The sequence below is a fragment of the Frankia sp. AiPa1 genome, from assembly GCF_023243075.1.
Lineage (GTDB): Bacteria > Actinomycetota > Actinomycetes > Frankiales > Frankiaceae > Frankia.
On record NZ_JALKFZ020000001.1, the window covers coordinates 179,098 to 199,997 of the forward strand.

General features: G+C 69.6%; 30 protein-coding genes. 1 reads left to right on the top strand and 29 read right to left on the bottom strand.

The window, feature by feature from the left end; genetic code table 11:
- Positions 1–21: 21 nt before the first annotated feature.
- The 5 genes from MXD95_RS00680 to rplM form a co-directional block, all read right to left on the bottom strand.
- Positions 22–450 carry a PTH2-like family protein gene (locus MXD95_RS00680; RefSeq protein ID WP_250638507.1) on the bottom strand — a complete coding sequence of 143 codons (429 nt, stop codon included), beginning with the start codon at positions 448–450 and terminating at the stop codon, positions 22–24.
- Positions 447–1,013, bottom strand: a complete 567-nt coding sequence (locus MXD95_RS00685; RefSeq protein ID WP_250638508.1) for a DMT family transporter — start codon at positions 1,011–1,013, stop codon at positions 447–449. Before MXD95_RS00685 ends, MXD95_RS00680 begins: the two co-directional genes overlap by 4 nt.
- Positions 1,014–1,435: 422 nt before the next feature.
- Positions 1,436–2,803 carry a phosphoglucosamine mutase gene (glmM, locus tag MXD95_RS00690; protein WP_250638509.1) on the bottom strand — a complete coding sequence of 456 codons (1,368 nt, stop codon included), beginning with the start codon at positions 2,801–2,803 and terminating at the stop codon, positions 1,436–1,438.
- 109 nt (positions 2,804–2,912) lie between these two features.
- Positions 2,913–3,320: a 30S ribosomal protein S9 gene (gene rpsI / locus MXD95_RS00695; protein WP_250638510.1), complete on the bottom strand. Its 408-nt coding sequence runs from the start codon at positions 3,318–3,320 to the stop codon at positions 2,913–2,915.
- A 94-nt stretch (positions 3,321–3,414) separates the two neighbouring features.
- Entirely contained in the window at positions 3,415–3,858 is a 444-nt protein-coding gene (rplM, locus tag MXD95_RS00700; protein WP_250638511.1) for a 50S ribosomal protein L13, read from the bottom strand.
- A 501-nt stretch (positions 3,859–4,359) separates the two neighbouring features.
- On the opposite strand from rplM, the gene MXD95_RS00705 reads away from it, so the two are divergent.
- Positions 4,360–6,039 (top strand): hypothetical protein, encoded by a 1,680-nt coding sequence (locus tag MXD95_RS00705; protein WP_250638512.1) that lies wholly within the window; start codon positions 4,360–4,362, stop codon positions 6,037–6,039.
- A 51-nt stretch (positions 6,040–6,090) separates the two neighbouring features.
- Here MXD95_RS00705 and truA read toward each other — a convergent pair whose 3' ends face one another.
- The 24 genes from truA to rplP form a co-directional block, all read right to left on the bottom strand.
- Positions 6,091–7,020: a tRNA pseudouridine(38-40) synthase TruA gene (gene truA / locus MXD95_RS00710; protein WP_250638513.1), complete on the bottom strand. Its 930-nt coding sequence runs from the start codon at positions 7,018–7,020 to the stop codon at positions 6,091–6,093.
- A gap of 223 nt (positions 7,021–7,243) precedes the next feature.
- A complete protein-coding gene (gene rplQ / locus MXD95_RS00715) occupies positions 7,244–7,882 on the bottom strand; it encodes a 50S ribosomal protein L17 (protein ID WP_250638514.1) in 639 nt (212 codons plus the stop codon).
- A 118-nt stretch (positions 7,883–8,000) separates the two neighbouring features.
- On the bottom strand, positions 8,001–9,050 hold the full coding sequence (locus MXD95_RS00720) for a DNA-directed RNA polymerase subunit alpha (RefSeq protein WP_250638515.1): 1,050 nt from the start codon (positions 9,048–9,050) through the stop codon (positions 8,001–8,003).
- A 274-nt stretch (positions 9,051–9,324) separates the two neighbouring features.
- Complete coding sequence (rpsD, locus tag MXD95_RS00725) at positions 9,325–9,954, bottom strand: 30S ribosomal protein S4 (RefSeq protein ID WP_250638516.1); 630 nt, start codon at positions 9,952–9,954, stop codon at positions 9,325–9,327.
- A 62-nt stretch (positions 9,955–10,016) separates the two neighbouring features.
- A complete protein-coding gene (gene rpsK, locus MXD95_RS00730) occupies positions 10,017–10,421 on the bottom strand; it encodes a 30S ribosomal protein S11 (RefSeq protein WP_011435061.1) in 405 nt (134 codons plus the stop codon).
- An 87-nt stretch (positions 10,422–10,508) separates the two neighbouring features.
- Entirely contained in the window at positions 10,509–10,889 is a 381-nt protein-coding gene (rpsM, locus tag MXD95_RS00735) for a 30S ribosomal protein S13 (RefSeq protein WP_250638517.1), read from the bottom strand.
- 215 nt (positions 10,890–11,104) lie between these two features.
- Complete coding sequence (gene rpmJ, locus MXD95_RS29500; RefSeq protein WP_480024039.1) at positions 11,105–11,314, bottom strand: 50S ribosomal protein L36; 210 nt, start codon at positions 11,312–11,314, stop codon at positions 11,105–11,107.
- Between the two features lie 46 nt (positions 11,315–11,360).
- Positions 11,361–11,582, bottom strand: a complete 222-nt coding sequence (gene infA / locus MXD95_RS00745) for a translation initiation factor IF-1 (protein ID WP_006541558.1) — start codon at positions 11,580–11,582, stop codon at positions 11,361–11,363.
- 282 nt (positions 11,583–11,864) lie between these two features.
- Positions 11,865–12,710, bottom strand: coding sequence for a type I methionyl aminopeptidase (map, locus tag MXD95_RS00750; RefSeq protein ID WP_250638518.1), 846 nt, complete (start codon positions 12,708–12,710; stop codon positions 11,865–11,867).
- Between the two features lie 241 nt (positions 12,711–12,951).
- Positions 12,952–13,605, bottom strand: a complete 654-nt coding sequence (locus MXD95_RS00755) for an adenylate kinase (protein WP_250638519.1) — start codon at positions 13,603–13,605, stop codon at positions 12,952–12,954.
- On the bottom strand, positions 13,605–14,897 hold the full coding sequence (gene secY / locus MXD95_RS00760; protein ID WP_250638520.1) for a preprotein translocase subunit SecY: 1,293 nt from the start codon (positions 14,895–14,897) through the stop codon (positions 13,605–13,607). The genes MXD95_RS00755 and secY overlap by 1 nt, the downstream gene beginning before the upstream one ends.
- A gap of 437 nt (positions 14,898–15,334) precedes the next feature.
- A complete protein-coding gene (gene rplO / locus MXD95_RS00765; protein ID WP_250638521.1) occupies positions 15,335–15,859 on the bottom strand; it encodes a 50S ribosomal protein L15 in 525 nt (174 codons plus the stop codon).
- A gap of 2 nt (positions 15,860–15,861) precedes the next feature.
- Positions 15,862–16,047, bottom strand: a complete 186-nt coding sequence (gene rpmD / locus MXD95_RS00770) for a 50S ribosomal protein L30 (RefSeq protein WP_250638522.1) — start codon at positions 16,045–16,047, stop codon at positions 15,862–15,864.
- The gene (rpsE, locus tag MXD95_RS00775) at positions 16,047–16,658 is read right to left on the bottom strand and encodes a 30S ribosomal protein S5 (RefSeq protein WP_250638523.1); all 612 of its coding nucleotides are present in this window, start codon (positions 16,656–16,658) and stop codon (positions 16,047–16,049) included. The genes rpmD and rpsE overlap by 1 nt, the downstream gene beginning before the upstream one ends.
- A 62-nt stretch (positions 16,659–16,720) precedes the next feature.
- Positions 16,721–17,095: a 50S ribosomal protein L18 gene (rplR, locus tag MXD95_RS00780; protein WP_250638524.1), complete on the bottom strand. Its 375-nt coding sequence runs from the start codon at positions 17,093–17,095 to the stop codon at positions 16,721–16,723.
- Positions 17,096–17,105: 10 nt separating this feature from the next.
- Complete coding sequence (gene rplF / locus MXD95_RS00785) at positions 17,106–17,642, bottom strand: 50S ribosomal protein L6 (RefSeq protein WP_250638525.1); 537 nt, start codon at positions 17,640–17,642, stop codon at positions 17,106–17,108.
- 12 nt (positions 17,643–17,654) lie between these two features.
- Positions 17,655–18,065 (bottom strand): 30S ribosomal protein S8, encoded by a 411-nt coding sequence (rpsH, locus tag MXD95_RS00790; RefSeq protein ID WP_250638526.1) that lies wholly within the window; start codon positions 18,063–18,065, stop codon positions 17,655–17,657.
- A 165-nt stretch (positions 18,066–18,230) separates the two neighbouring features.
- Positions 18,231–18,416 carry a type Z 30S ribosomal protein S14 gene (locus tag MXD95_RS00795; protein WP_011602308.1) on the bottom strand — a complete coding sequence of 62 codons (186 nt, stop codon included), beginning with the start codon at positions 18,414–18,416 and terminating at the stop codon, positions 18,231–18,233.
- Between the two features lie 4 nt (positions 18,417–18,420).
- Complete coding sequence (gene rplE / locus MXD95_RS00800; RefSeq protein ID WP_251077549.1) at positions 18,421–19,005, bottom strand: 50S ribosomal protein L5; 585 nt, start codon at positions 19,003–19,005, stop codon at positions 18,421–18,423.
- Between the two features lie 41 nt (positions 19,006–19,046).
- On the bottom strand, positions 19,047–19,373 hold the full coding sequence (rplX, locus tag MXD95_RS00805; protein ID WP_250638527.1) for a 50S ribosomal protein L24: 327 nt from the start codon (positions 19,371–19,373) through the stop codon (positions 19,047–19,049).
- 2 nt (positions 19,374–19,375) lie between these two features.
- Entirely contained in the window at positions 19,376–19,744 is a 369-nt protein-coding gene (gene rplN, locus MXD95_RS00810) for a 50S ribosomal protein L14 (protein ID WP_250638528.1), read from the bottom strand.
- Positions 19,745–19,877: 133 nt separating this feature from the next.
- Entirely contained in the window at positions 19,878–20,225 is a 348-nt protein-coding gene (rpsQ, locus tag MXD95_RS00815; RefSeq protein WP_374121929.1) for a 30S ribosomal protein S17, read from the bottom strand.
- Positions 20,222–20,482, bottom strand: coding sequence for a 50S ribosomal protein L29 (gene rpmC, locus MXD95_RS00820; protein WP_250638529.1), 261 nt, complete (start codon positions 20,480–20,482; stop codon positions 20,222–20,224). Before rpmC ends, rpsQ begins: the two co-directional genes overlap by 4 nt.
- Positions 20,482–20,898 (bottom strand): 50S ribosomal protein L16, encoded by a 417-nt coding sequence (gene rplP, locus MXD95_RS00825; protein ID WP_250638530.1) that lies wholly within the window; start codon positions 20,896–20,898, stop codon positions 20,482–20,484. Before rplP ends, rpmC begins: the two co-directional genes overlap by 1 nt.
- Positions 20,899–20,900: the final 2 nt, after the last annotated feature.

Below are 20,900 nucleotides of genomic sequence, written 5' to 3' on the forward strand. Positions count from 1 at the left end.
ACAGCCCACGGGACCGCATACCTACTCGTGCCGGTCGGCACCGCGGATCACCCGGTCGACCTCCCGCCTGTCCCCGCGGACCGCGATGCCGGCCAGCACCAGCTGATCGGTGGGAACCTCGGCGATAGTCGCCCGGTTGTCGTCGTCGTTGTCCGTCTCGAAGATCGCCTCGGGGTAGACGCTGAAGACGACGTCGCGGCGCAGGGCCCGCGTCAGGATGGTCTTCATGCGCTCGGCGTCCGCCCTGAGGATGAAGACCGGCTGACGGAACATCGGCAGGTACTTGACGCCGTCGCCGTCGACGTACGGTTCTCCGGTGACGTCCTCCACCGTCGCCGCGATGCCGCTGGTGGCGAAGGCGGTGACGTTGAGCTTCTGCCAGGTCTTGAGATCCTCCCGGAGTACCACGGCGATTTTCGTGTCCCAGTCGAACCTGGTGGGGGCGGTCATGGGCGCGGCTTCTGCCTTTCCAGTCGGAGCGGATTCTCCGGCCGCCCGTCGCGGTGGGACGGGATACCACTCGGGAAGGGCGCCGGTCGTGCCTGGTCGAGTTGTTTCGGTCGGTCACCGCTGCCGCCGTGATCCTTATACTCGTCGACCTGGGGCGACGGCGTCGGTTTATTCTCCCGCGCAATCAGGACCAGCCCCAGACCCACGGTCGCGGCGCCGACCGCCTGCACGGCATTCGGTCGTTCGCCAAGTATCGCAAAAGCGAGGACGACCGCGGTCATCGGCTCGGCGAGGTTGAGCGTCGCGACGGAAGCCGGTGTGGCGCGGGTCAGGCCACGGGCGTTCAGCCAGAATCCAAGCGCGCTGGTGGCGACACCGAGATACCCGGCCATGGCCGCGCCCGAGGCGGTGCCGAGCCAGCCCACGCCGGATTCGAGAACCAAGGGAAGGAGAAGTATCCCGGACAGCAAGACCGCGATGGTCGTGACCTCGATGACCGTCGCACCGGCGTCGAGCATCCGGCGGCTGAGCACGGTGTATCCCGCCACGGGATCCTCCGCCACCGGGAACCTTCGGCGCCGCGCTTCGTCTGCCACCGCGCGACCGGCCGCCCCGTCGTTTCCCGAGCGCGCCGGGCTGGCCGTTGAATCCGGCGCCAGGGCACGGCGTGAGGTGAGGGTCAAATTCGCCGCCCAGTGTGACAGACACGCCGGCAAATGGGATGCCGTAGCCACATTCCGGAAAGGATCAAAGAAAGTAGACAAGCCGACTATAGTCAGCGTAAATCGCGCGAGCAAGCTCGGCCCGTGAACTCGGCGCGGCCGGTAGCACGTGCCGGGAAGCCGTTCAGCCCGGACGAGGGTTCTGGTCTCGGTATTCGCGCAGCGTGGAGTGGCCGTACCTGTTCGATGATCCCGAGGGACGGGCGTCGGATGTCGGGTGAGCGTCACCCCCGATGGTCGCGACGGCGGCGCCCGCTCGGTCACTAACCGACAGCGGGCAGGGCTCCCTGGACGACGGCCGCCAGCCGATGGGCGACGTCCCGCGCGGCGTGGTCGGTCTCGGCCTCGACCATGACCCTGACCAGGGGCTCGGTGCCGGACGGGCGCAGCAGCACGCGACCGGCGTCCCCGAGCTCGGCCTCGGCCTCGGCCACCGCGGCGCGCAGCGCGGACGAGCTGCCGACCTGCGTGCGGTCGACTCCGCGCACGTTCACGAGCACCTGGGGCAGCCGGGTCATGACCTTCGCGAGCTCGGCGAGCGGCTGGCCGGTCTCCGCCACCCGGCCGAGCAGCCGCAGCGCCGTGAGCAGGCCATCGCCGGTCGTCGCATGATCGAGGAAGACGACGTGGCCGCTCTGCTCACCGCCGAGGGCATACCCGCCGGCACGCATCGCCTCGAGCACGTACCGGTCCCCGACGGGCGTGGTCACCACCGAGATGCCGGCCTCGCGCATGGCGTGGCGCAGACCCAGATTGGACATCACGGTGACGACGACCGTGTTCGCGGTGAGCTCGCCGCGTTCAGCCAACGCGAGGGCGCATACGGTAAGAATCTGATCGCCGTCGACGACTTCGCCGGCCGCGTCGACGGCCAGGCAGCGGTCCGCGTCCCCGTCGTGGGCGATACCCACGTCGGCACCGTGCTCGAGCACGGCCGCGCGCAGGCTGTCCAGATGAGTGGCCCCGCTGCCCTCGTTGATGATGGTGCCGTCGCCGTCGGCGTGCAGGGGGATGACGTCCGCGCCCGCGGCGCGCAGCACGCTCGGGGCCAGCGTACTGGCCGCGCCCTGAGCACAGTCGACCACGACCCGCAGACCGCCGAGCCGGGTCGGCAGCGCGGCGAGCAGGTGCTGGGCATAGTCGTCGACGAGCCCGGGGACGTCACGGACCCGGCCGACGCCTCGGCCGACGGGCCGGTGGGTCGGCGGATGCGCCATCCGCCGCTCGATGGCGTCCTCGATGTCGTCGGGGAGCTTCAGCCCACCGGCGGCGAACAGCTTGATGCCGTTGTCGGGCATCGGGTTGTGGCTGGCGGACAGCATCACGCCGAACGTCGCCCCGCTGGTGGCCACCGCGTGCGCCACCGCCGGCGTCGGCGCCACCCCGATCCGGGCTACGTCGGCGCCCGAGGCGGCGAGGCCAGCGACCACCGCGGCTTCGAGGAACTCCCCGGACGGGCGGGTGTCCCGCCCGACGATCACCAACGGGCGCGGCATGTCGGGCGAGCCAGCGGCCTCACCGGGCCGCCCGAGCAGCTCCACGGCCGTGGACGCGAGCGCGAGCGCCTGCTCCGCGGTGAGGTCGACGTTGGCGACACCCCGCACGCCGTCGGTGCCGAAGAGCCTCGTCACTGAGGGTCTCCCATGGTTGAAGGATCGGGCGGAGACCCGGACACGCACCGGCGGCGTCGGGCCCCCTGACGCGCGCTCGCCTGAGAGCGCGGCGGTCAGGAGGCTCGGGTCAGCGCTTGCTGTACTGCGGAGCCTTACGGGCCTTCTTCAGCCCGTACTTCTTGCGCTCCTTGACCCGGGCGTCACGGGTCAGGAAGCCGGCCTTCTTCAGGGTAGGCCGGGACTCCTCCTCCGCCAGCGTCAGCGCGCGGGCAATGGCGAGTCGCAGCGCGCCGGCCTGGCCCGACACGCCGCCGCCGTGCAGGCGGGCGATGATGTCGTAGGACTCGGCGCGCTCCAGCGTCTTGAGCGGCTCGTTGACGAGCTGCTGGTGCACCTTGTTCGGGAAGTACTCCTCGAGCGTGCGCCCGTTGAGCGTCCACTGCCCCGTGCCAGGCAGCAGCCGCACCCGGACCACCGCCTCCTTGCGCCTACCCGTGGCGCGGGGGTTGCCCTGTACGTCGGTCACGACAGCCACGTCGCGTTCCTTCCTCGGTTGAAGCGTGGTTCCCGAAGCCGGCGACCAGGACGGCGTCGCGCCGCCCTGGGTACCGACCGGAGGAGGTCCGCGGTTACTGCGCGACCTGGATGATCTCGAAGGGGGTGGGCTGCTGCGCCTCGTGCGGGTGCGTCGAACCCGCGTAGACCTTCAGCTTCGTGCCCTGCGCGCGACCGAGCCTGTTCTTCGGCAGCATGCCCTTGATCGCCTTCTCGACGATGACCTGCGGCCGCGTGTCGAGCAGCTCCCCGTAGGAGGTGCTGCGCAGACCGCCCGGGAACCCCGAGTGGCGGTGGTACTGCGCCTGCTGGCGCTTGTTGCCGCTCAGCGCCACCTTGCCGGCGTTGATCACGATGACGAAGTCACCGGTGTCGATGTGCGGGGCGAAATACGCCTTGTGCTTGCCCCGCAGCAGCGTGGCGGCCTGGGTCGCCAGCCGGCCGAGCACCACGTCGGTGGCGTCGATGACGTGCCACACGCGCTGAACGTCCGCGGGCTTGGGCTGGTACGTGCGCACAGGTCTGCCTTCTCGTTCGGACGGGCCCGTCCGGCGGCTCCCGAGAAGCCGGCGACCTGGACTCGTCAAGAAATCAGGACTCGTCAAGAATGTGGAGTGCGCGGACAGGACGTGTCACGCGCAGCAGTCTTTGAGGTTACCAGGCGACTGGGACAACCCGCGCGGCGACCACCCACCGGCGTCCCCGACACCGGCCCGCCCCGTACCCCGTACCCCGCACGGCCACCAGCACCGCGGCGGACCGGCCCAGCCGTGCGCGACGCCGACGCTCACCGTCGCGAGCTTGCGACCCGACGGGGGTTCGGCCCGACAACGGGGGAAGCGAGCAACCTCGTGGTTCATCACCGTACCCACCTCGGAGCGCCGGCGCCCGGACAGCCGAGAGTCAGAGTCGGTGTCGGCCATACCGTCACCGGGACAGTTCACCCGGAACCCCCATAGAACGGCCGTACTGTGCGCGGGCGTCCGACCCGCCCGCAAACGCTGGCTATTCTGGCCGGGATGACTGAATTGGACGGCGAGGATCAGACGGGGCACAGCACCCCTGGTCACGCGGGCCCCGACTCGCCGGACCTGGCAACCCGGCAGTCCAACGGCCCCACCGGTCACAGGCCCGGCACCACGGGCATCACCTCCCCCCGGGGCGCGGCTGGCTCCCCAGGTTCGGCTGGGCGGAACGCCTCCCCGCCGGGCGCCTCCCCGGGGAGCAGTGCGGCCGGCCCAGGCGCCTCGCCGGGCCAGGCCACGACCTCTGGCCCGGACCTGCACGGCCGCTATGTGACCTACGACGGGTGGACACCCCCGAGCGACGATCCGCTGTTCGGCGGTCCACGCAGCTACGCGTTCTCCTTCGACCACCTCTCGCCCGCAACGTCCCCGGATCAGCCGATCACCTCGGCCCCGTCGGCGTCGGGCTCGGCAGCCGGCGAGCACCCGGCTTCGATGGGACCCGCGCCATCCCCGGGAGCGTCCACGGCGGCTTCTGGCGCACCCGCGGCCGGTCCCGACGGGCCGTCCACCGATCCTGGCTGGCCGACTGGTCCCGGCAGGCTCGCCGACACCAGCTGGGGCGCCGAGGACGAGCACGAGTGGCCGGGCCGGTACGAACGGCCAGCGGCCCGTGCGGCGGGCCCGTGGGGAGGCGCCGCGTCCGATGGAGGCGCGGTGCCTGATGGAGGCACCGCATCCGGCCCGAGGCTCGACGACGGCTATCGCCCTGGCGCCACCGAGACGGCCCAGCCTGGCACGACGGCCTGGACGACGCCGCGTGGCGATGCCGCTCCCGTGCCCCCCCTGCGGGCGACGAGAGACACGGCGCCCGGCTATCCCGGCTTCGACACGGCCAGGTTCTCCGGCGGCGGTTTCGGCCCGAACGATGGTTCCGGCCAGCATGACGATCTCGGCCGCGACGATGGCTACGGCCACGACAGCCACGAGGCCGACGATCAGGAGCCGGGCCGCTCCCCTCGGGCCTGGCGGGTGCTGCTCACGGTCGCCGGCGCCGTTCTGGTGCTGGTGGCGGCGATTGCAGCCGTCGCGCTACGTAGCAACGGCAACGGCGCGAGCCCTCAGCCCGGCACAGCCGCCACGGCCGGTACGATCGCACCGATCCCGGCGAACTTCCTGGACAGCGTCACCACCGACGCGGATCCGATCAGAACCGGCGAGTTCTTCACCGACACCTCGGTCGAGCGCAACGGCCATCAATACCGGCGGCTCGCCGGTCGGCTCGACCACGGCTGCCCGCAGCTGACCAGCGAGCTCGCCAAACTGTTCACCAGCTCCAACTGCCTGCAGGTCGTGCGTTCGCTGTACCTGAGCACCCCCACCGCCGGCGCACGTCAGGTGCTCGCCGGCGTGACGGTGTTCCGCCTCGACACCAGCGCGACGGCGACCCGCGGCGCCCAGGCGCTCAGCTTCGGCGTCGGCGGCATCGCACCGCTGCCGATCCCGGCCGGCGCTCTCTCCGGCCCGCACGTCGCCAGCCCCGGCGGGAACAACTCCTGGCGGGTTGCCCAGGCTCGCGGCCACTACCTCGTGTTCACGCAGGTCGCCTACGTCGACGGAACTGCCGGGGCGGCGACCGACCCCGCGCTGAAGGCGGCCCAGACCGACCTCGCCCAACTCGCGGCCGAACCGATCGGCGACCGCGCCGTCCTCGGCCACGGCCCACGACACTGACCGGCACCGGAGCCACCCAGCTCGAGGTGCCGCGAGCCGTCAACCCGACCGTCAGCCCGACGAGGTGGTGGGAACGCGCACCGCCCGGGTGATCTCGGCCCGGGCGGCGAGTGCCGTGTCCGGCGGGTAGCGCACCTCGACGAGGGTCAGGCCGTGCGCGGGCGCCACCGTGACCGACGGGTCGCGCATCCCACGGCGCAGCACGGCCACCGGCCACTGCGGCGGCCGGCGTCCCTCGCCGACGGCGAGCAGCGCACCCACGAGCGCCCGGACCATCGAGTGGCAGAAGGCATCCGCCTCCACGTCCGCCGTGAGCACACCGTCCCGCTTGCGGGAGACGTCCAGGCGCAGCAGGGTGCGCACTGTGGTCGCGCCTTCCCTGCGCCGGCAGAACGCGCCGAAGTCGTGCTCGCCCAGCAGATGCAGCGCGGCAGCCGCCATGGCCGACGCGTCGAGGGGGCGTGGCCAGGCCAGGGTGTCGAAGCGCCGCAGCGGCTCGGCGCCGAACGCGGCGTCGGTGATCCGGTAGACGTACCGACGCGACAGCGCCGAGAACCGAGCGTCGAACCCGGCGGGTGCCGGGGCGAGACCAGTGATCCGAATGGACCGGTCGAGCACGCCGTTGAGCCGCCGGGCCAGCCCGCCGAGCGGTACCTCGGCCGGCAGATCGACATGCGCGACCTGACCGGCCGCGTGCACGCCGGAGTCGGTGCGTCCGGCGACGGTCAGACGGACCGCGGCGAGCCGGGTGACCCGCATGAGGGCGTCCTCGACGTCGCCCTGCACGGTCCGCTGCGCCGGCTGGCGCGCCCAGCCGGCGAACGGCGTCCCGTCGTAGGCGATGTCCAGCCGAAGCCGGACCAGCCCGTCGGTGGACCCGACCACGGCCGGCAGGCCACGGGGGCCGCGCACGCTCTCGGATCCGGGCGTGCCGTCGGAGCCGGGCGCGTCACGGGAGCCGGCTGCCGTGTCGTCGGACATCTGGTACTCCCCGAGCGATAGGCGGACACGCGACTGTCGTAACGCGCAAGGCCCGCCACCCCGAGACGGGGCAACGGGCCTTCGGCCGTCGGCGTGCGCGACCCGCCCCGCCGCATCTGCGCGCACTCTCCGCGCACCGGCCGGTCAGGACGGTGCCGACAGTTCGATCAGAGCGGCTCTGACGGGTCAGGACAAGTCAACAGGTCAAGAACTCGGCCGGGTGTCAGGAGGTGGTGCCGGAGTCGTCCTTGGCCTGAGTGCTCGCCTGCTCCTCGGTGGCCTGACCCTCGACGGCCTGACCTTCGACGGCCTGACCCTCGACGGCGGAGGGCGCCTCGCTGACGGTCGGGGTCTCGGCCGACTCGGCGGCGACGGCCGCGGCGGTCGGTGACTCCTTCGCCAGGTCCTCGGCAGCCTCGGCGGTGGCACCGGTCGGCTTTCGACGCTCCTCGAAACGGGTGCCACGGGCACGCTCAGCCTCACCGACCGCCTGCTGGCCGACGGTAAGCGCCTCGACCAGCTCGATGCGGGCCAGCGGCGCGTTGTCGCCCTTGCGGTTGCCGAGCTTGATGATCCGGGTGTATCCGCCCTCCCGGTTGGCGTACCGGGGGCCGATCTCGGTGAACAGGGTGTGCACGACCGAGTTGTCCCGGACCTGCCGCATCACCCGGCGACGGGCGTGCAGGTCGCCGCGCTTGGCGAACGTCACCAGCCGCTCGGCATACGGACGCAGCCGCTTGGCCTTGGCCTCGGTGGTGGTGATGCCGCCGTGCTCGAACAGCGCGGTGGCGAGGTTGGCCAGCAGCAGCCGCTCATGTGCGGGGCTGCCGCCGAGCCGGGCGCCCTTCGTTGGCGTGGGCATGATGAGTGCTCCTCGTTCCTTTCACTGTCCCGCCAGGCTGCCCGCCCGTAGGACGGCGGCATGCCGCCACCGGATGTCGTGCGGGGGCCCCCGCGTGTCGCGGAGGCCCCCGGGAAGGTCAGTACTGTTCGGTCTCGACGAACTCGGCGCCGTCGTCGTGCGGGTCGGAGAACGGCGCGTTGTAGGTGTCGGTGCCGTAGGTGTCGACGGCCTGCCGCGGGTCGAATCCGGGCGGGGAGTCCTTGAGCTGCAGGCCCATGGCACCCAGCTTCGTCTTGACCTCGTCGATCGACTTCTGCCCGAAGTTGCGGATGTCGAGCAGGTCGGCCTCGCTGCGCGAGACCAGTTCACCGATCGTGTGGATGCCCTCGCGCTTGAGGCAGTTGTAGGAGCGGACGGTCAGGTCCATCTCCTCGATCGGCAGTGCGAGGTCGGCCGCCAGCGCCGCGTCCGCGGCGGACGGGCCGATGTCCACGCCCTCGGCCTCGGCGTTGAGCTCCTGCGCCAGCCCGAACAGGCCGACGAGGGTCTTGCCGGCACTGGCCATGGCGTCCCGCGGGGAGATCGACGGCTTCGTCTCGACGTCGACGATGAGCCGGTCGAAGTCGGTGCGCTGCTCGACGCGGGTGGCCTCGACCTTGTAGGTCACCTTCAGCACCGGCGAGTAGATCGAGTCGATCGGGATCCGCCCGATCTCCTGGCCGGCCTGCTTGTTCTGGGCGGCGCTGACGTAGCCACGGCCCCGCTCGACGGTCAGCTCGATCTCGAGCTTGCCCTTGTCGTTCAGGGTGGCCAGGCGCAGCTCGGGGTTGTGCACCTCGACGCCGGCCGGGGGCGCGATGTCCGCCGCGGAGACCTCACCGGGTCCCTGCTTGCGCAGGTACATCACGGTCGGTTCCTCGTTGTCGGAGCTGACGACCAGTTCCTTGAGGTTCAGGATCAGGTCGGTCACGTCCTCCTTGACGCCGGGCACGGTGGAGAACTCGTGCAGCACCCCGTCGACCCGGATGCTGGTGACCGCGGCCCCGGGGATGGAGGACAGCAGGGTTCGGCGCAGCGAGTTGCCGAGGGTGTACCCGAAGCCCGGCTCCAGCGGCTCGATCACGAAACGCGAGCGAAACTCGGAGATCGGGTCCTCGACGAGAGTGGGACGCTGAGCGATCAACATGGTGTGGTGATCCTTCCGCCCACGGCGCCCGCCATATGACGCCGTGTGGTGCACGGCCACCGCAGGTGCGGGCGGCCAACGGACGGGACATCGGTCCGCCCCGTCCGGGAGTCCGGCGCGCACGGCGCCGGTGACACCCGTGCCCCTCCAGTGTGCACCGCGACAGGCGGTACGCACCGCACCGGGCCGCCGCGTGCAGGACGCACGACCCGAACGGTGGACTGGAGGGGTGGCGGGTGCCGCCTCTGCCGGGCCAGCCCGGCAGAAAGCAGTCCTACTTGGAGTAAAGCTCGACGATCAGCTGCTCCTGGACCTGGGTGTCAATCACCTGCCGGGCCGGCAGCGAGTGAACCAGGATCCGCATCTGGCTCGGGATGGCCTCCAGCCAGGCCGGCACCGTCCGCCCCTGGCCCGCGGTCTCCCGAGCGATCACGAACGGGGTGAGCGCCTGGGCCTTCGTGGTGATCTCGACGATGTCGTTCTCAGTGACCCGGTAGCTGGGAATGTCGACCTTGCGGCCGTTGACCTGCACGTGGCCGTGCCGGACCGCCTGGCGGGCGGCGTCCCGCGACGGCGCGAAGCCGCCCCGGTAGACGACGTTGTCGAGCCGCGACTCGAGGATCTTCAGCAGCTCGTCACCGGTCTTGCCAGAGCGCCGGTTGGCCTCGTCGTAGTAGCCGCGGAACTGCTTCTCCAGGATGCCGTAGATGCGCGCGCACTTCTGCTTCTCGCGCTTCTGCAGCAGGTACTCGGAGTCCTTGGTGCGGCCACGGCCGTGCTCGCCCGGCGGGTAGGGCCGGATCTCGATCGGGCACTTCGGGGTGTCGCACTTGCTGCCCTTGAGGTACAGCTTGGTCTTCTCGCGGCGGCAACGCTTGCAGTCCGCGCCGGTGTAACGGGCCATCTATTCCTTCTCTCTCGTTTCCTGGCGCGAACTCGAACGCGGCCGGTCACCCAGCCGCATGGTCACACCCTGCGCCGCTTGGGCGGACGGCAACCGTTGTGCGGGGTCGGGGTGACGTCCTGGATCGCCCCGACCTCCAGACCCGCCGCCTGCAGCGAACGGATCGCGGTCTCCCGGCCGGAACCGGGGCCCTTCACGAACACGTCGACCTTGCGCATGCCGTGCTCCTGCGCCTTGCGGGCCGCGTTCTCGGCGGCCATCTGCGCGGCGAAGGGAGTCGACTTCCGTGAGCCCTTGAAGCCGACGTGGCCGGCGGAGGCCCAGGAGATCACGTTTCCGCTGGGGTCGGTGATCGAGACGATCGTGTTGTTGAACGTGCTCTTGATGTGAGCGTGCCCGTGGGCAACGTTCTTCTTTTCCTTGCGCCGGACCTTCTTGGCGCCGGCGGCGCGGGTCTTGGGAGGCATCTTCGCGTCTGGTCTCCGTCTGCGAGAGGTCGTCGATCAGTGGTCATCCGCGGACGGGCCGGACTGGCCCGCCGGGCGGCGCACCGACTACTTCTTGCCGGCCTTCTTCTTGCCGGCGATGGCACGACGCGGGCCCTTGCGGGTACGCGCGTTGGTGTGGGTGCGCTGACCGTGGACCGGCAGGTTACGCCGGTGCCGCAGACCCTGGTAGCAGCCGATCTCCATCTTGCGCCGGATGTCCTGCTTGATCTCCCGGTTGAGGTCGCCCTCGACCCGGTAGTTCGCGTCGATCCAGTCGCGCAGCCGGACGATCTCGTCCTCGCTCAGGTCCCGCACGCGTGTGTCGGGGTTGATCTCGGTGGCGGCGAGCGTGTCCCGCGAGCGGCTACGGCCGATGCCGAAGATGTACGTCAGCGCGATCTCGACCCGCTTCTCACGGGGAAGATCGACGCCGGAAATGCGTGCCATCGAGCGGTGTTTCCTTCCTGCAACCGGAGGTCTTGGGCGATGCCGTCCCGATCGGCGTGGCGCCGATCGGGCCCCGGCCTCCGACCGGGGGTGGCAGCGCCCCGCGCGGGGACGCCTGGCATCGCTCGTGAGGGTGGCACCTGGCCCCGCGGGGCCACGGACGGCGCCCATCCTGGACGCCTGCCCGCACGGCCGGGCCCACCTTGCCCGGGCTTTCAGCCCTGGCGCTGCTTGTGACGCAGATTGTCGCAGATGACCATGACGCGACCGTGACGCCGGATCACCTTGCACTTGTCACAGATCTTCTTGACGCTTGGCTTGACCTTCACGGCTGTTGCGAACCTCCTGCGCAGCCGCGGGCCGCGCGTGGCAAGGGAGACAGGTGGGCGATGGAGCAGATGGACCTGGAGGCGGATACGCGGCACCGGCGACCAGGCGGAACCTGATCACCGGATGCGACGATCCACCACGCTACTTGTAGCGGTACACGATCCGACCGCGGGACAGGTCGTAGGGCGAGAGCTCGACCACGACGCGGTCCTCCGGCAGGATCCGGATGTAGTGCTGGCGCATCTTCCCGCTGATGTGGGCGAGAACGCGATGACCGTTCTGAAGCTCCACCCGGAACATGGCGTTCGGGAGCGGCTCCACCACACGGCCCTCGATCTCGATGGCCCCGTCCTTCTTCGGCATGTCCTCCGCTGTCCTGACGTCGACGAGTAAGCCGGCGGTACGGCCGCGACCGGTCGAGAGGCCCGGGCACAAACCCAGAACAACCCAGGTCACAGCCCCGAACACCCCTGAGGGGAGTCCAGGACTGCCGACCACACTGCCACCGACCGCAACTGCCACGAATCAGGACTGCTATCGACGCGGTGGAGCACACCGGCGTGAGAAGACCGCCAACTGGAGAGTGTACGTGGCCCATCCGTCAAGGGCCAACAGGGCTCGGCCCCGCGGTCGGCAGCCGCCCGCTCAGCCGATGCCACTGGGGGCGTCGGCGGGCTGCCCGCAGGCAATACCGAGGGCGGTGAGGCGGCCGGCCCCGCCGTCCGGCTCCGTCAGCACCCAGGGCCCACGCGGCGTGATCGCGACCGAGTGCTCGGTGTGTGCCGCGAGGCTGCCGTCGCTGGTGGCCACCGTCCAGTCGTCGGCGAGCACCCGGGTATCCGGCTTCCCCATCGTGATCATGGGTTCGATGGCCAGGGCGAGGCCCTCCACCAGCTTGATCCCCCGGCCGGGCCGGCCGTAGTTGAGCACATGCGGCGGCTGGTGCATCTCGGTGCCGATGCCGTGCCCGCCATAGTGGTCGACGATTCCGTAGCCATGGGGGCGGACATACCGCTCGACGGCGTTGCTGATGTCCGTGAGCCGGCCGCCGAGCTGGGCCGCCGCGAGCCCCGCCCACAGCGCGCCCTCGCAGGCCTCGATCATGGCATGGACCTCGGGTGGCACCTCGCCGACCGGCACAGTGATCGCCGCGTCACCGTGCCATCCGTCGACGATCGCGCCGCAGTCGATCGAGATGATGTCGCCGTCGCGCAGCACCCGCTTCTTGCTGGGGATTGCATGGACGACCTCGTCGTTGACCGAGCTGCAGATCGACGCCGGGTAGGGCGGCTGGGCGTAGCCCTTGAACGAGGGAATGCCGCCGTCCGCCCGGATCGTCTGCTCGGCCAGGGCATCAAGATCAGCGGTGGTGACGCCGGGGGCGACCGCCTCGCGTAGCCGGGCGAGCGTCTTGGCGACGAGCAGGCCGGCCACCCGCATCTTGGCGATCTCCGCCGCCGACTTGATCTGGACGTGTTCTCGTCGCGCCACGCTCTCGTCCCAGTGTGTGTCCGTGTGCAGGTCCGTTCCCCGATGCTAGCCGCCCACGCCGACAGCCATCGGCCGAACGACTCGCCAGCCAAGCTCCCGGCCCCGCTGGGCTGCGGGTATCGACGGGCGGCTACCCCTTACACCGCTGTGCCGCAGCCGTCTCCCGTCCGCCCGGCCGGCAGCAGGACTCGGGCGCCCACGCCGGACCCGGCCGGCCCGGGCTGTCTGACCAGCCAGTTGCTCAGTCTCCGTAGTGCCGTAGACCGTCCAGCGCGCGGTCGGTGACGTTGTCCACCGGTCCGGTGGCATCGATACCGATCAGGATGCCCTTCTCGGCGTAGTAGGCCACCAGGGGGGACGTCTGGTCCGCGTAGACCTCGAGCCGGTGGCGGACCGTCTCGGAGCGGTCGTCGTCCCGCTGGAACAGGTCACCACCGCAGCGGTCACACACGTCCTCCACCGACGGCGGGTCGAAGTCGAGATGCCAGATGTGGCCGCAGTTGCGGCAGGTCCGTCGGCCAGACAGCCGCCGGACCACCTCATCGTCATCGACGACCAGCTCGAGAACCACGTCCAGCTTGGTCCCCATCGCATCGAGCATCTGACCGAGGACCTCGGCCTGCGGGACGTTGCGGGGGAAGCCGTCGAGCAGGAAGCCCTTCACGGCGTCGTCCTCGGCGAGCCGGTTGCGGACCATCCCGATCGTGATCTCGTCGGGGACGAGGTCGCCGGCGTCCATGAAGGCCTTGGCCTTGATGCCCAGTTCCGTTCCCTGTCGCACGTTCGCTCGGAAAATGTCCCCCGTGGAGATCTTGGGGATCGACCGCGCCTGGGCGATGAACGCGGCCTGTGTACCTTTTCCGGCTCCGGGCGGTCCCACCAGTACGAGACGCACTACCGGAGGAAGCCTTCGTAGTTGCGGAGCATGAGCTGGCTCTCGATCTGCTTCACCGTCTCCAGCCCCACCCCTACCATGATCAGAACCGACGTGCCCGCGAACGGGAACGGCTGGTCCTTGGTCAGGTTCAACAGTGCCAACGGAAGGACCGTGATCACTCCGAGGAACAACGAGCCCGGCAGCGTGATCCGGTCAAGTACGTGTTTGAGGTACTCCACCGTCGGGTTGCCCGGTCTGAGCCCAGGGATGAACCCACCATACTTCTTCATGTTGTCGGCGACCTCCGTTGGGTTGAAGGTGATCGCAACATAGAAGTAGGTGAAGAAGATGATGAGTGCGAAGTATGTCACCAGGTAGAGCGGATGGTCGCCGCGTGAGAGATAGCGCTCCTCGAAGTCCTGGAACCCCCGGTTGCTCCAGACCTGCCCGACCAGCTGCGGGAGCTGCAGCAGCGACGAGGCGAAGATGACCGGGATGATCCCGGCCTGGTTGACCTTGATCGGCAGGTAGGTCGAGGTCCCGCCGTACATCCGGCGCCCGATGAGCCGCTTGGCGTACTGGACCGGGATACGCCGCTGCGACTGCTCGACGAACACCACGAACACCACGATGGCAAGACCGAGCAGGATCACCAGGCTGAACACCACACCGCCGGCGACCTGCAGGATGCTGCTGCCCTCCGAGGGCAGCCGCGCCGCGATCGACGTGAAGATCAGCAGGGACATTCCGTTGCCGACGCCACGAGCAGTGATCAGCTCACCCATCCACATGATGACCGCGGTACCAGCGGTCATCGTGATCACGATGGTGGTGATCCGGAACAGGCTCGTGTCCGGGATGATGGCCGACGAACAGCTCGGGAACAGCCGGCCGCTGCGCGCCAGGGCCACGATGCCGGTCGCCTGCAGGATGCCCAGGGCAATGGTGAGGTAGCGGGTGTACTGGGTGAGCTTCTGCTCGCCCGCGCTGCCCTCCTTCTTCAGCTGCTCGAGCCTCGGGATCACCACGACGAGCAACTGGATGATGATGCTCGAGGTGATGTAGGGCATGATGCCGAGCGCGAAGATGGACAGCTGCAGCAGGGCCCCGCCGCTGAACAGGTTGATCAGCGAGTACACGTTGTTGCCTTCGGCACTCGCCTGGTTGAGGCAGGTGTTGACCGCCCGGGTCGAGACACCGGGCGACGGCATGACGCTGCCGAACCGGAACAGCACCACGACCCCGACGGTGAACAGCAGCTTCTTACGCAGGTCAGGAGTGCGGAATGCCCGTGTGAAGGCGGTGAGCACGGCTCCTCCTGCTGGAGATTGCGGACCGACGGGGAGGGTGGACATTCTGCCCGGAGCGGAGCACCGAGGCCGGCCGTCAGCCGATGTCGGTGAGGCGACTGTAACAGGACACCCGGTCCACTCGTCCGGACATCACGTCCGGTAAGCAGCAGAAGCCGGAACGGACCCAGTACCGTGCGCGACGACCGGCACCGACAATCTTGGACAAGGTGTCAGGAGAGGCCTTCGGAGAGCTCCCAGGACAGGCTCCGGGATGCGAGCGTGTCGCAGGACACGGACACGCGGTGCCTCCCGGTAGGCGGTACATCCGGCAGGCAGAGCGTCTGGACGCGCAGTGCGCCCGGCCCGAGATCAGAGTCTGGACCAGGGCCCGGACGCCCACCGAGGTCCGGACACACGTCGGGCGGGGATCGCCGCAGCCACCCCCGCCCGCCGGATCAACTCTCGGTAACGCTCCCACCGGCAGCCGCGATCTTCTCCCGTGCGGAGGACGAGAACGCGTCCGCGGTGATGTGCAGTGCGACGCCGAGGTCGCCGTCGCCCAGCACCTTGACCGGCGACTTGGCGCGCACCGCGCCGCGGGCCACCAGGTCGGCCTTGCTGACCTGGCCGCCGTCGGGGAACAGCTCGGCGAGGGTGGCGACGTTCACCACCTGGTACTCGACCCGGTTCGGGTTGTTGAAGCCCTTGAGCTTGGGCAGCCGCATGTGCAGCGGCATCTGACCACCCTCGAACCGGGCGGGCACCTGCTTGCGGGCCTTGGAGCCCTTGGTGCCGCGACCGGCCGTCTTGCCCTTGGAACCCTCACCGCGGCCGACCCGGATCTTCTTGCGGTGAGCACCGGGCGCCGGGCGCAGGTGGTGCACCTTCAGGCCACGACCACGCTCGGCTCCCGCCGCCGACGCGGTGGCGGGCTCGGCGCCGGTGGACCCGGCGTCGTCGGTCTTCGTCAGCTCGGCCATGGCTAGGCGTCCACCTCCTCGACCCGGACAAGGTGGGTCACAGTCCTGATCATCCCGCGGACCTCGGGACGGTCCTCGCGGACGGTCGTCGCGTTGATCTTACGCAGCCCGAGGGTACGCAGCGTCGCCCGCTGGTTGTGCGTGCCGCCGATCCCGGAACGGATCTGCGTGATGCGCAGCTTCGCCATCACGCACCCGCCCCGGCCGCCGAGCGGGCACGCAGCATGGCGGGCGGCGCGACGTCCTCGAGCGGCAGGCCACGCCGGGCCGCGATCTCCTCGGGCCGCATGAGACCGCGCAGGGCAGCCACCGTCGCGTGCACGATGTTGATCGGGTTCGACGAGCCAAGCGACTTCGAGAGCACGTCGTGGACGCCCGCGCACTCCAGCACGGCACGCACCGGGCCGCCGGCGATGACGCCGGTACCGGGCGAGGCCGGCTTGAGCAGGACGACGCCCGCGGCCTCCTCTCCCTGCACCGGGTGCGGGATGGTCGAGCCGATCCGCGGCACCTTGAAGAAGTGCTTCTTGGCCTCCTCCACACCCTTGGCGATGGCGGCCGGCACCTCCTTCGCCTTGCCGTAACCGACGCCCACGGTCCCGTCGGCGTCACCGACGACCACGAGCGCGGTGAAGCTGAACCGACGACCACCCTTGACGACCTTCGCCACGCGGTTGATCGCGACGACCCGCTCGACGTAGGCGTTCTTCTCCTGGGCCGGGCCGCCGCCCGACCGGTCCCGGCGTTCCCGACGGTCGGAGCCGCCGGAGCCGCCGCCGCGGCGCTGCTGGCCTGGCATCTACAACATCTCCCTGTTCTGGCTGTGCTGTGCGGCCGGGATGGCCTGTCGCTGGTCGGTCATCAGAAGTCCAGCCCGCCTTCGCGCGCCGCGTCGGCGAGCGCGGCGATCCGGCCGGCGTAGGTCCGTCCGCCGCGGTCGAACACGACAGCGTCGACCCCCACGGCCTTCGCCCGCTGCGCGACCAGGTCGCCGACCCTGCGGGCCAGTGCCGTCTTGTCGCCCTCGCCACCGCGCAGGGTGACGTCCAGGGTCGAGGCCGACGCCACCGTGTGACCGGCGACGTCGTCGATGACCTGGGCGTAGATGTGCCGCGAGGACCGGGTGACGACGAGCCGGGGACGGGACGGGGTGCCCGCCACCTTCTTGCGCACGCGGGAGTGCCGACGGAGCTTCGCGGTCCGTCGCTTCGCGCTGACGCCAAGGCTCACTGCCATGATCTATCTCCTACTTCCCGGTCTTCCCGACCTTGCGGCGGACGACCTCACCCTGGTAGCGCACGCCCTTGCCCTTGTACGGGTCGGGCTTACGCAGGCCGCGGATCTTCGCGGAGACCTCGCCGACCTGCTGCTTGTCGATCCCGTGGACGACGAAGCGGGTCGGGGTCTGCACCTCGAAGCGGATGCCCTCAGGGGCCTTGACCGGGACGGGGTGGCTGTAGCCGAGTGCGAACTCGAGGTCCGAGCCCCTGGCCTGCACGCGGTAACCGACGCCGACGATCTCCAGGGTCTTGGAGTACCCGGCCGTGACGCCGGTGACCATGTTCGAGACCAGGGTGCGGGTCAGGCCGTGCAGCGACCGGGACCGGCGCTCGTCGTCGGGACGGCTCACGACGAGCTGACCGTCCTCCCGACTGACCGCGATCGGCTCGGCGACGGTGTGGCTCAAGGTGCCCTTGGGGCCCTTGACCGTGACGGTGGGTCCCTCGACGGTGATGTCGACACCGTTGGGGACGGGGATGGGCAGGCGCCCGATCCGAGACATCGCTCGCCCTCCTTACCAGACGTAGGCGAGGACTTCCCCGCCCACGCCCCGCTTGTTCGCCTGCTTGTCGGTCAACAGCCCCGACGAGGTCGAGATGATCGCGACGCCCAGCCCCCCGAGCACCTTGGGAAGGTTCGTCGCCTTGGCGTAGACCCGCAGGCCCGGCTTGCTGATGCGCTTGATCCCGGCGATCGAACGCTCGCGGTTCGGGCCGTACTTGAGATCGATGACCAGCGTGTGGCCGACGCCGCCGGCCGAGGTCGCGTCCTCGACGTGCCAGCTGGAGATGTAGCCCTCCTGCTGGAGGATCTCGGCGATATGCGTCTTGATCTTGCTGTGCGGCATGACCACACTGTCGTGGTACGCCCGGCTTCCGTTGCGGACACGGGTGAGCATGTCCGCGATCGGGTCGGTCATCGTCATGGCGTGACGCCTTTCTCGCGGTGGTTCCCACCGGCTCCGGAACGCTGTTCCGGCGGCCGGGTTGCAGGCCTACCGCGATCGGGGGGAAATGCGGGGTTGGTACGGTTGCGAGTCTCGTTGTGCGTCTCGGGCTACCCGGAGCTCCGAACTACCAGGAACTCCGAACTACCAGGAACTCTTGGTGATGCCCGGCAGCTCGCCGCGGTGCGCCATCTGGCGCAGGCAGACCCGGCAGAGTCCGAAGACCCGGTACACCGAGCGGGACCGCCCACACCGCTGGCAGCGGGTGTAGCCACGCACGGCGTACTTCGGCTTGCGGTTCGACTTCTCGATCAGTGCCTTCTTGGCCATCTGTCTAGTTCTCCCGGAAGGGGAAGCCCAGCGCCCGCAGGAGCGCCCGACCCTCGTCGTCGGTGGTCGCGGTGGTCACGACCGTGATGTCCATGCCCCGAACCCGGTCGATGCGGTCGATGTCGATCTCATGGAAGATCGACTGCTCGACCACGCCGAAGGTGTAGTTGCCCCGGCCGTCGAACTGCTTCGGCGACAGTCCGCGGAAGTCGCGGATGCGCGGCAGTGCGATGCTGACCAGGCGGTCGAGGAACTCCCACATCCGGTCGCCGCGCAGAGTGACCTTCGCGCCGATCGGCATACCCTCGCGCAGCTTGAACTGGGCGATGGACTTGGTCGCGCGCCGCACGGCCGGCTTCTGGCCGGTGATGGCCGCGAGGTCACGCACGGCACCGTCGATGAGCTTCGCGTCCCGGGCGGCGTCGCCGACACCCATGTTCACGACGACCTTCACGACGCCGGGGATCTGCATGACGTTGGCGTAGGAGAACTCCTGCCGCAACGCCGAGGCGATCTCGGAGCGGTACCGCTGCTTCAGGCGCGGCACCGGACGGGCATCCGCGGTCCGGTCTTCGGTGGTGACAGTCATGTCTGGTCTCGATTCCCCACTGCTCTCGACTGCTCGCCGGTCTACAGCTCGGTGCCGGTGCGCCGGGAGATGCGGACCTTGGTGCCGTCCTCGTTGATCCGGTAGCCGATGCGGGTGGGCCTGCCATCCGACGGGTCGATGATCTGCACGTTGCTCACGTGGATCGGCGCTTCCTGGGTGACGATCCCCCCGGACTGCGAGCCACGCGCGCTCTGCTGGACGCGAGTGTGCCGGGTGATCCGGTTCGCACCCTCGACCAGAACCTTGTTCCGCTCCGGGTAGGCCCGTATCACCTTGCCCTTGAGGCCACGGTCCTTACCGGTGATGATCTGGACCGTGTCACCCTTCTTGATCTTAAGGCTGGCCACGGTCACAGCACCTCCGGCGCCAGAGAAATGATCTTCATGAACTTCTTGTCCCGCAGCTCGCGGCCGACCGGCCCGAAGATGCGGGTACCCCGGGGCTCACCGCCGTCCCGGATGAGCACCGCAGCGTTCTCGTCGAACCGGATGTAGGAGCCGTCCGGCCGCCGGCGCTCCTTCTTGGTGCGCACCACGACCGCCTTGACCACGTCGCCGCGCTTCACGCCGGCGCCGGGCAGGGCATCCTTGACCGTGCCGACGATGATGTCGCCGATCCCCGCGTAACGACGCCCAGAGCCGCCAAGCACCCGGATGCACAGAATCTCCCGCGCTCCGGTGTTGTCGGCGACCCGAAGTCGCGACTCCTGCTGAATCACTTTCCGCTCCTGATCACCCGGTACTACTGATCACCCGGTACTACTGACCAACCGGTACTGCCTGGCCGGGGGGCGTCGCCCCGGGTAACTCCTGTGCCTGTCCCGAGCGGTGGTGCCGCCCGCGAGGGTCGAACTACTTGGCCTTCTCGAGGACCTGGACGATCCGCCAGCGCTTGGTGGCGGACAGCGGCCGGGTCTCCATCAACAGCACGCGGTCGCCGACACCGGTGGTGCCGCTCTCGTCATGCGCCTTGATCTTCTTCGTCCGGCGGATCGTCTTGCCGTACAGCGGGTGCTGTACCCGGTCCTCGACGGCGACGACGACGGTCTTGGTCATCTTGTCGCTGACGACCAGGCCCTCGCGGACCTTGCGGAAGCCGCGCTCGGCCACCACCGCGTCAGCCGTGCCATCCGGGGCTGCGGCCGCCTGGGCCGGAGCCTCCTGCGAGGCGGTCTCGGTCTCGTCTGCCACTGCACTCACGCCCGTTCCGTCGCGTCGTCGTCCGCCGTACCGGCGGCCAGCGCCGGATCCTCGGTGATCCCCAGCTCCCGCTCGCGCATCACCGTGTAGATCTTGGCGATGTCACGCCGCACGGCACGCAGCCGGCGGTTGTTGGTCAGCTGCCCGGTCGCCGCCTGGAATCGGAGGTTGAACAGCTCCTCCTTGCCCTCCCGGAGCTTGTCGACGAGTTCCTCGCCGGACAGACCCCGCAGCTCGTCCGCGGTAGCGACAGCCATCACGCACCACCTTCACGAACCACGAACCGGCACTTCATCGGCAGCTTGTGGATGGCCCGCCGCATGGCCTCCCGGGCCACGGGCTCCGCGACTCCGGACAGCTCGAACATCACCCGACCGGGCTTGACGTTCGCGACCCACCACTCGGGCGAGCCCTTACCGGAACCCATCCGGGTCTCGGCCGGCTTCTTGGTCAGCGGACGGTCCGGGTAGATGTTGATCCAGACCTTGCCACCACGGCGGATGTGCCGCGTCATCGCGATACGAGCCGACTCGATCTGGCGGTTGGTCACGTAGGCCGACTCGATGGCCTGGATGCCGTACTCGCCGAAGGTGACCCGCGTACCGCCCTTGGCCGCACCGGTGCGCCCGGGGTGGTGCTGCTTGCGGTGCGCGACCTTCCGGGGAATCAGCATGA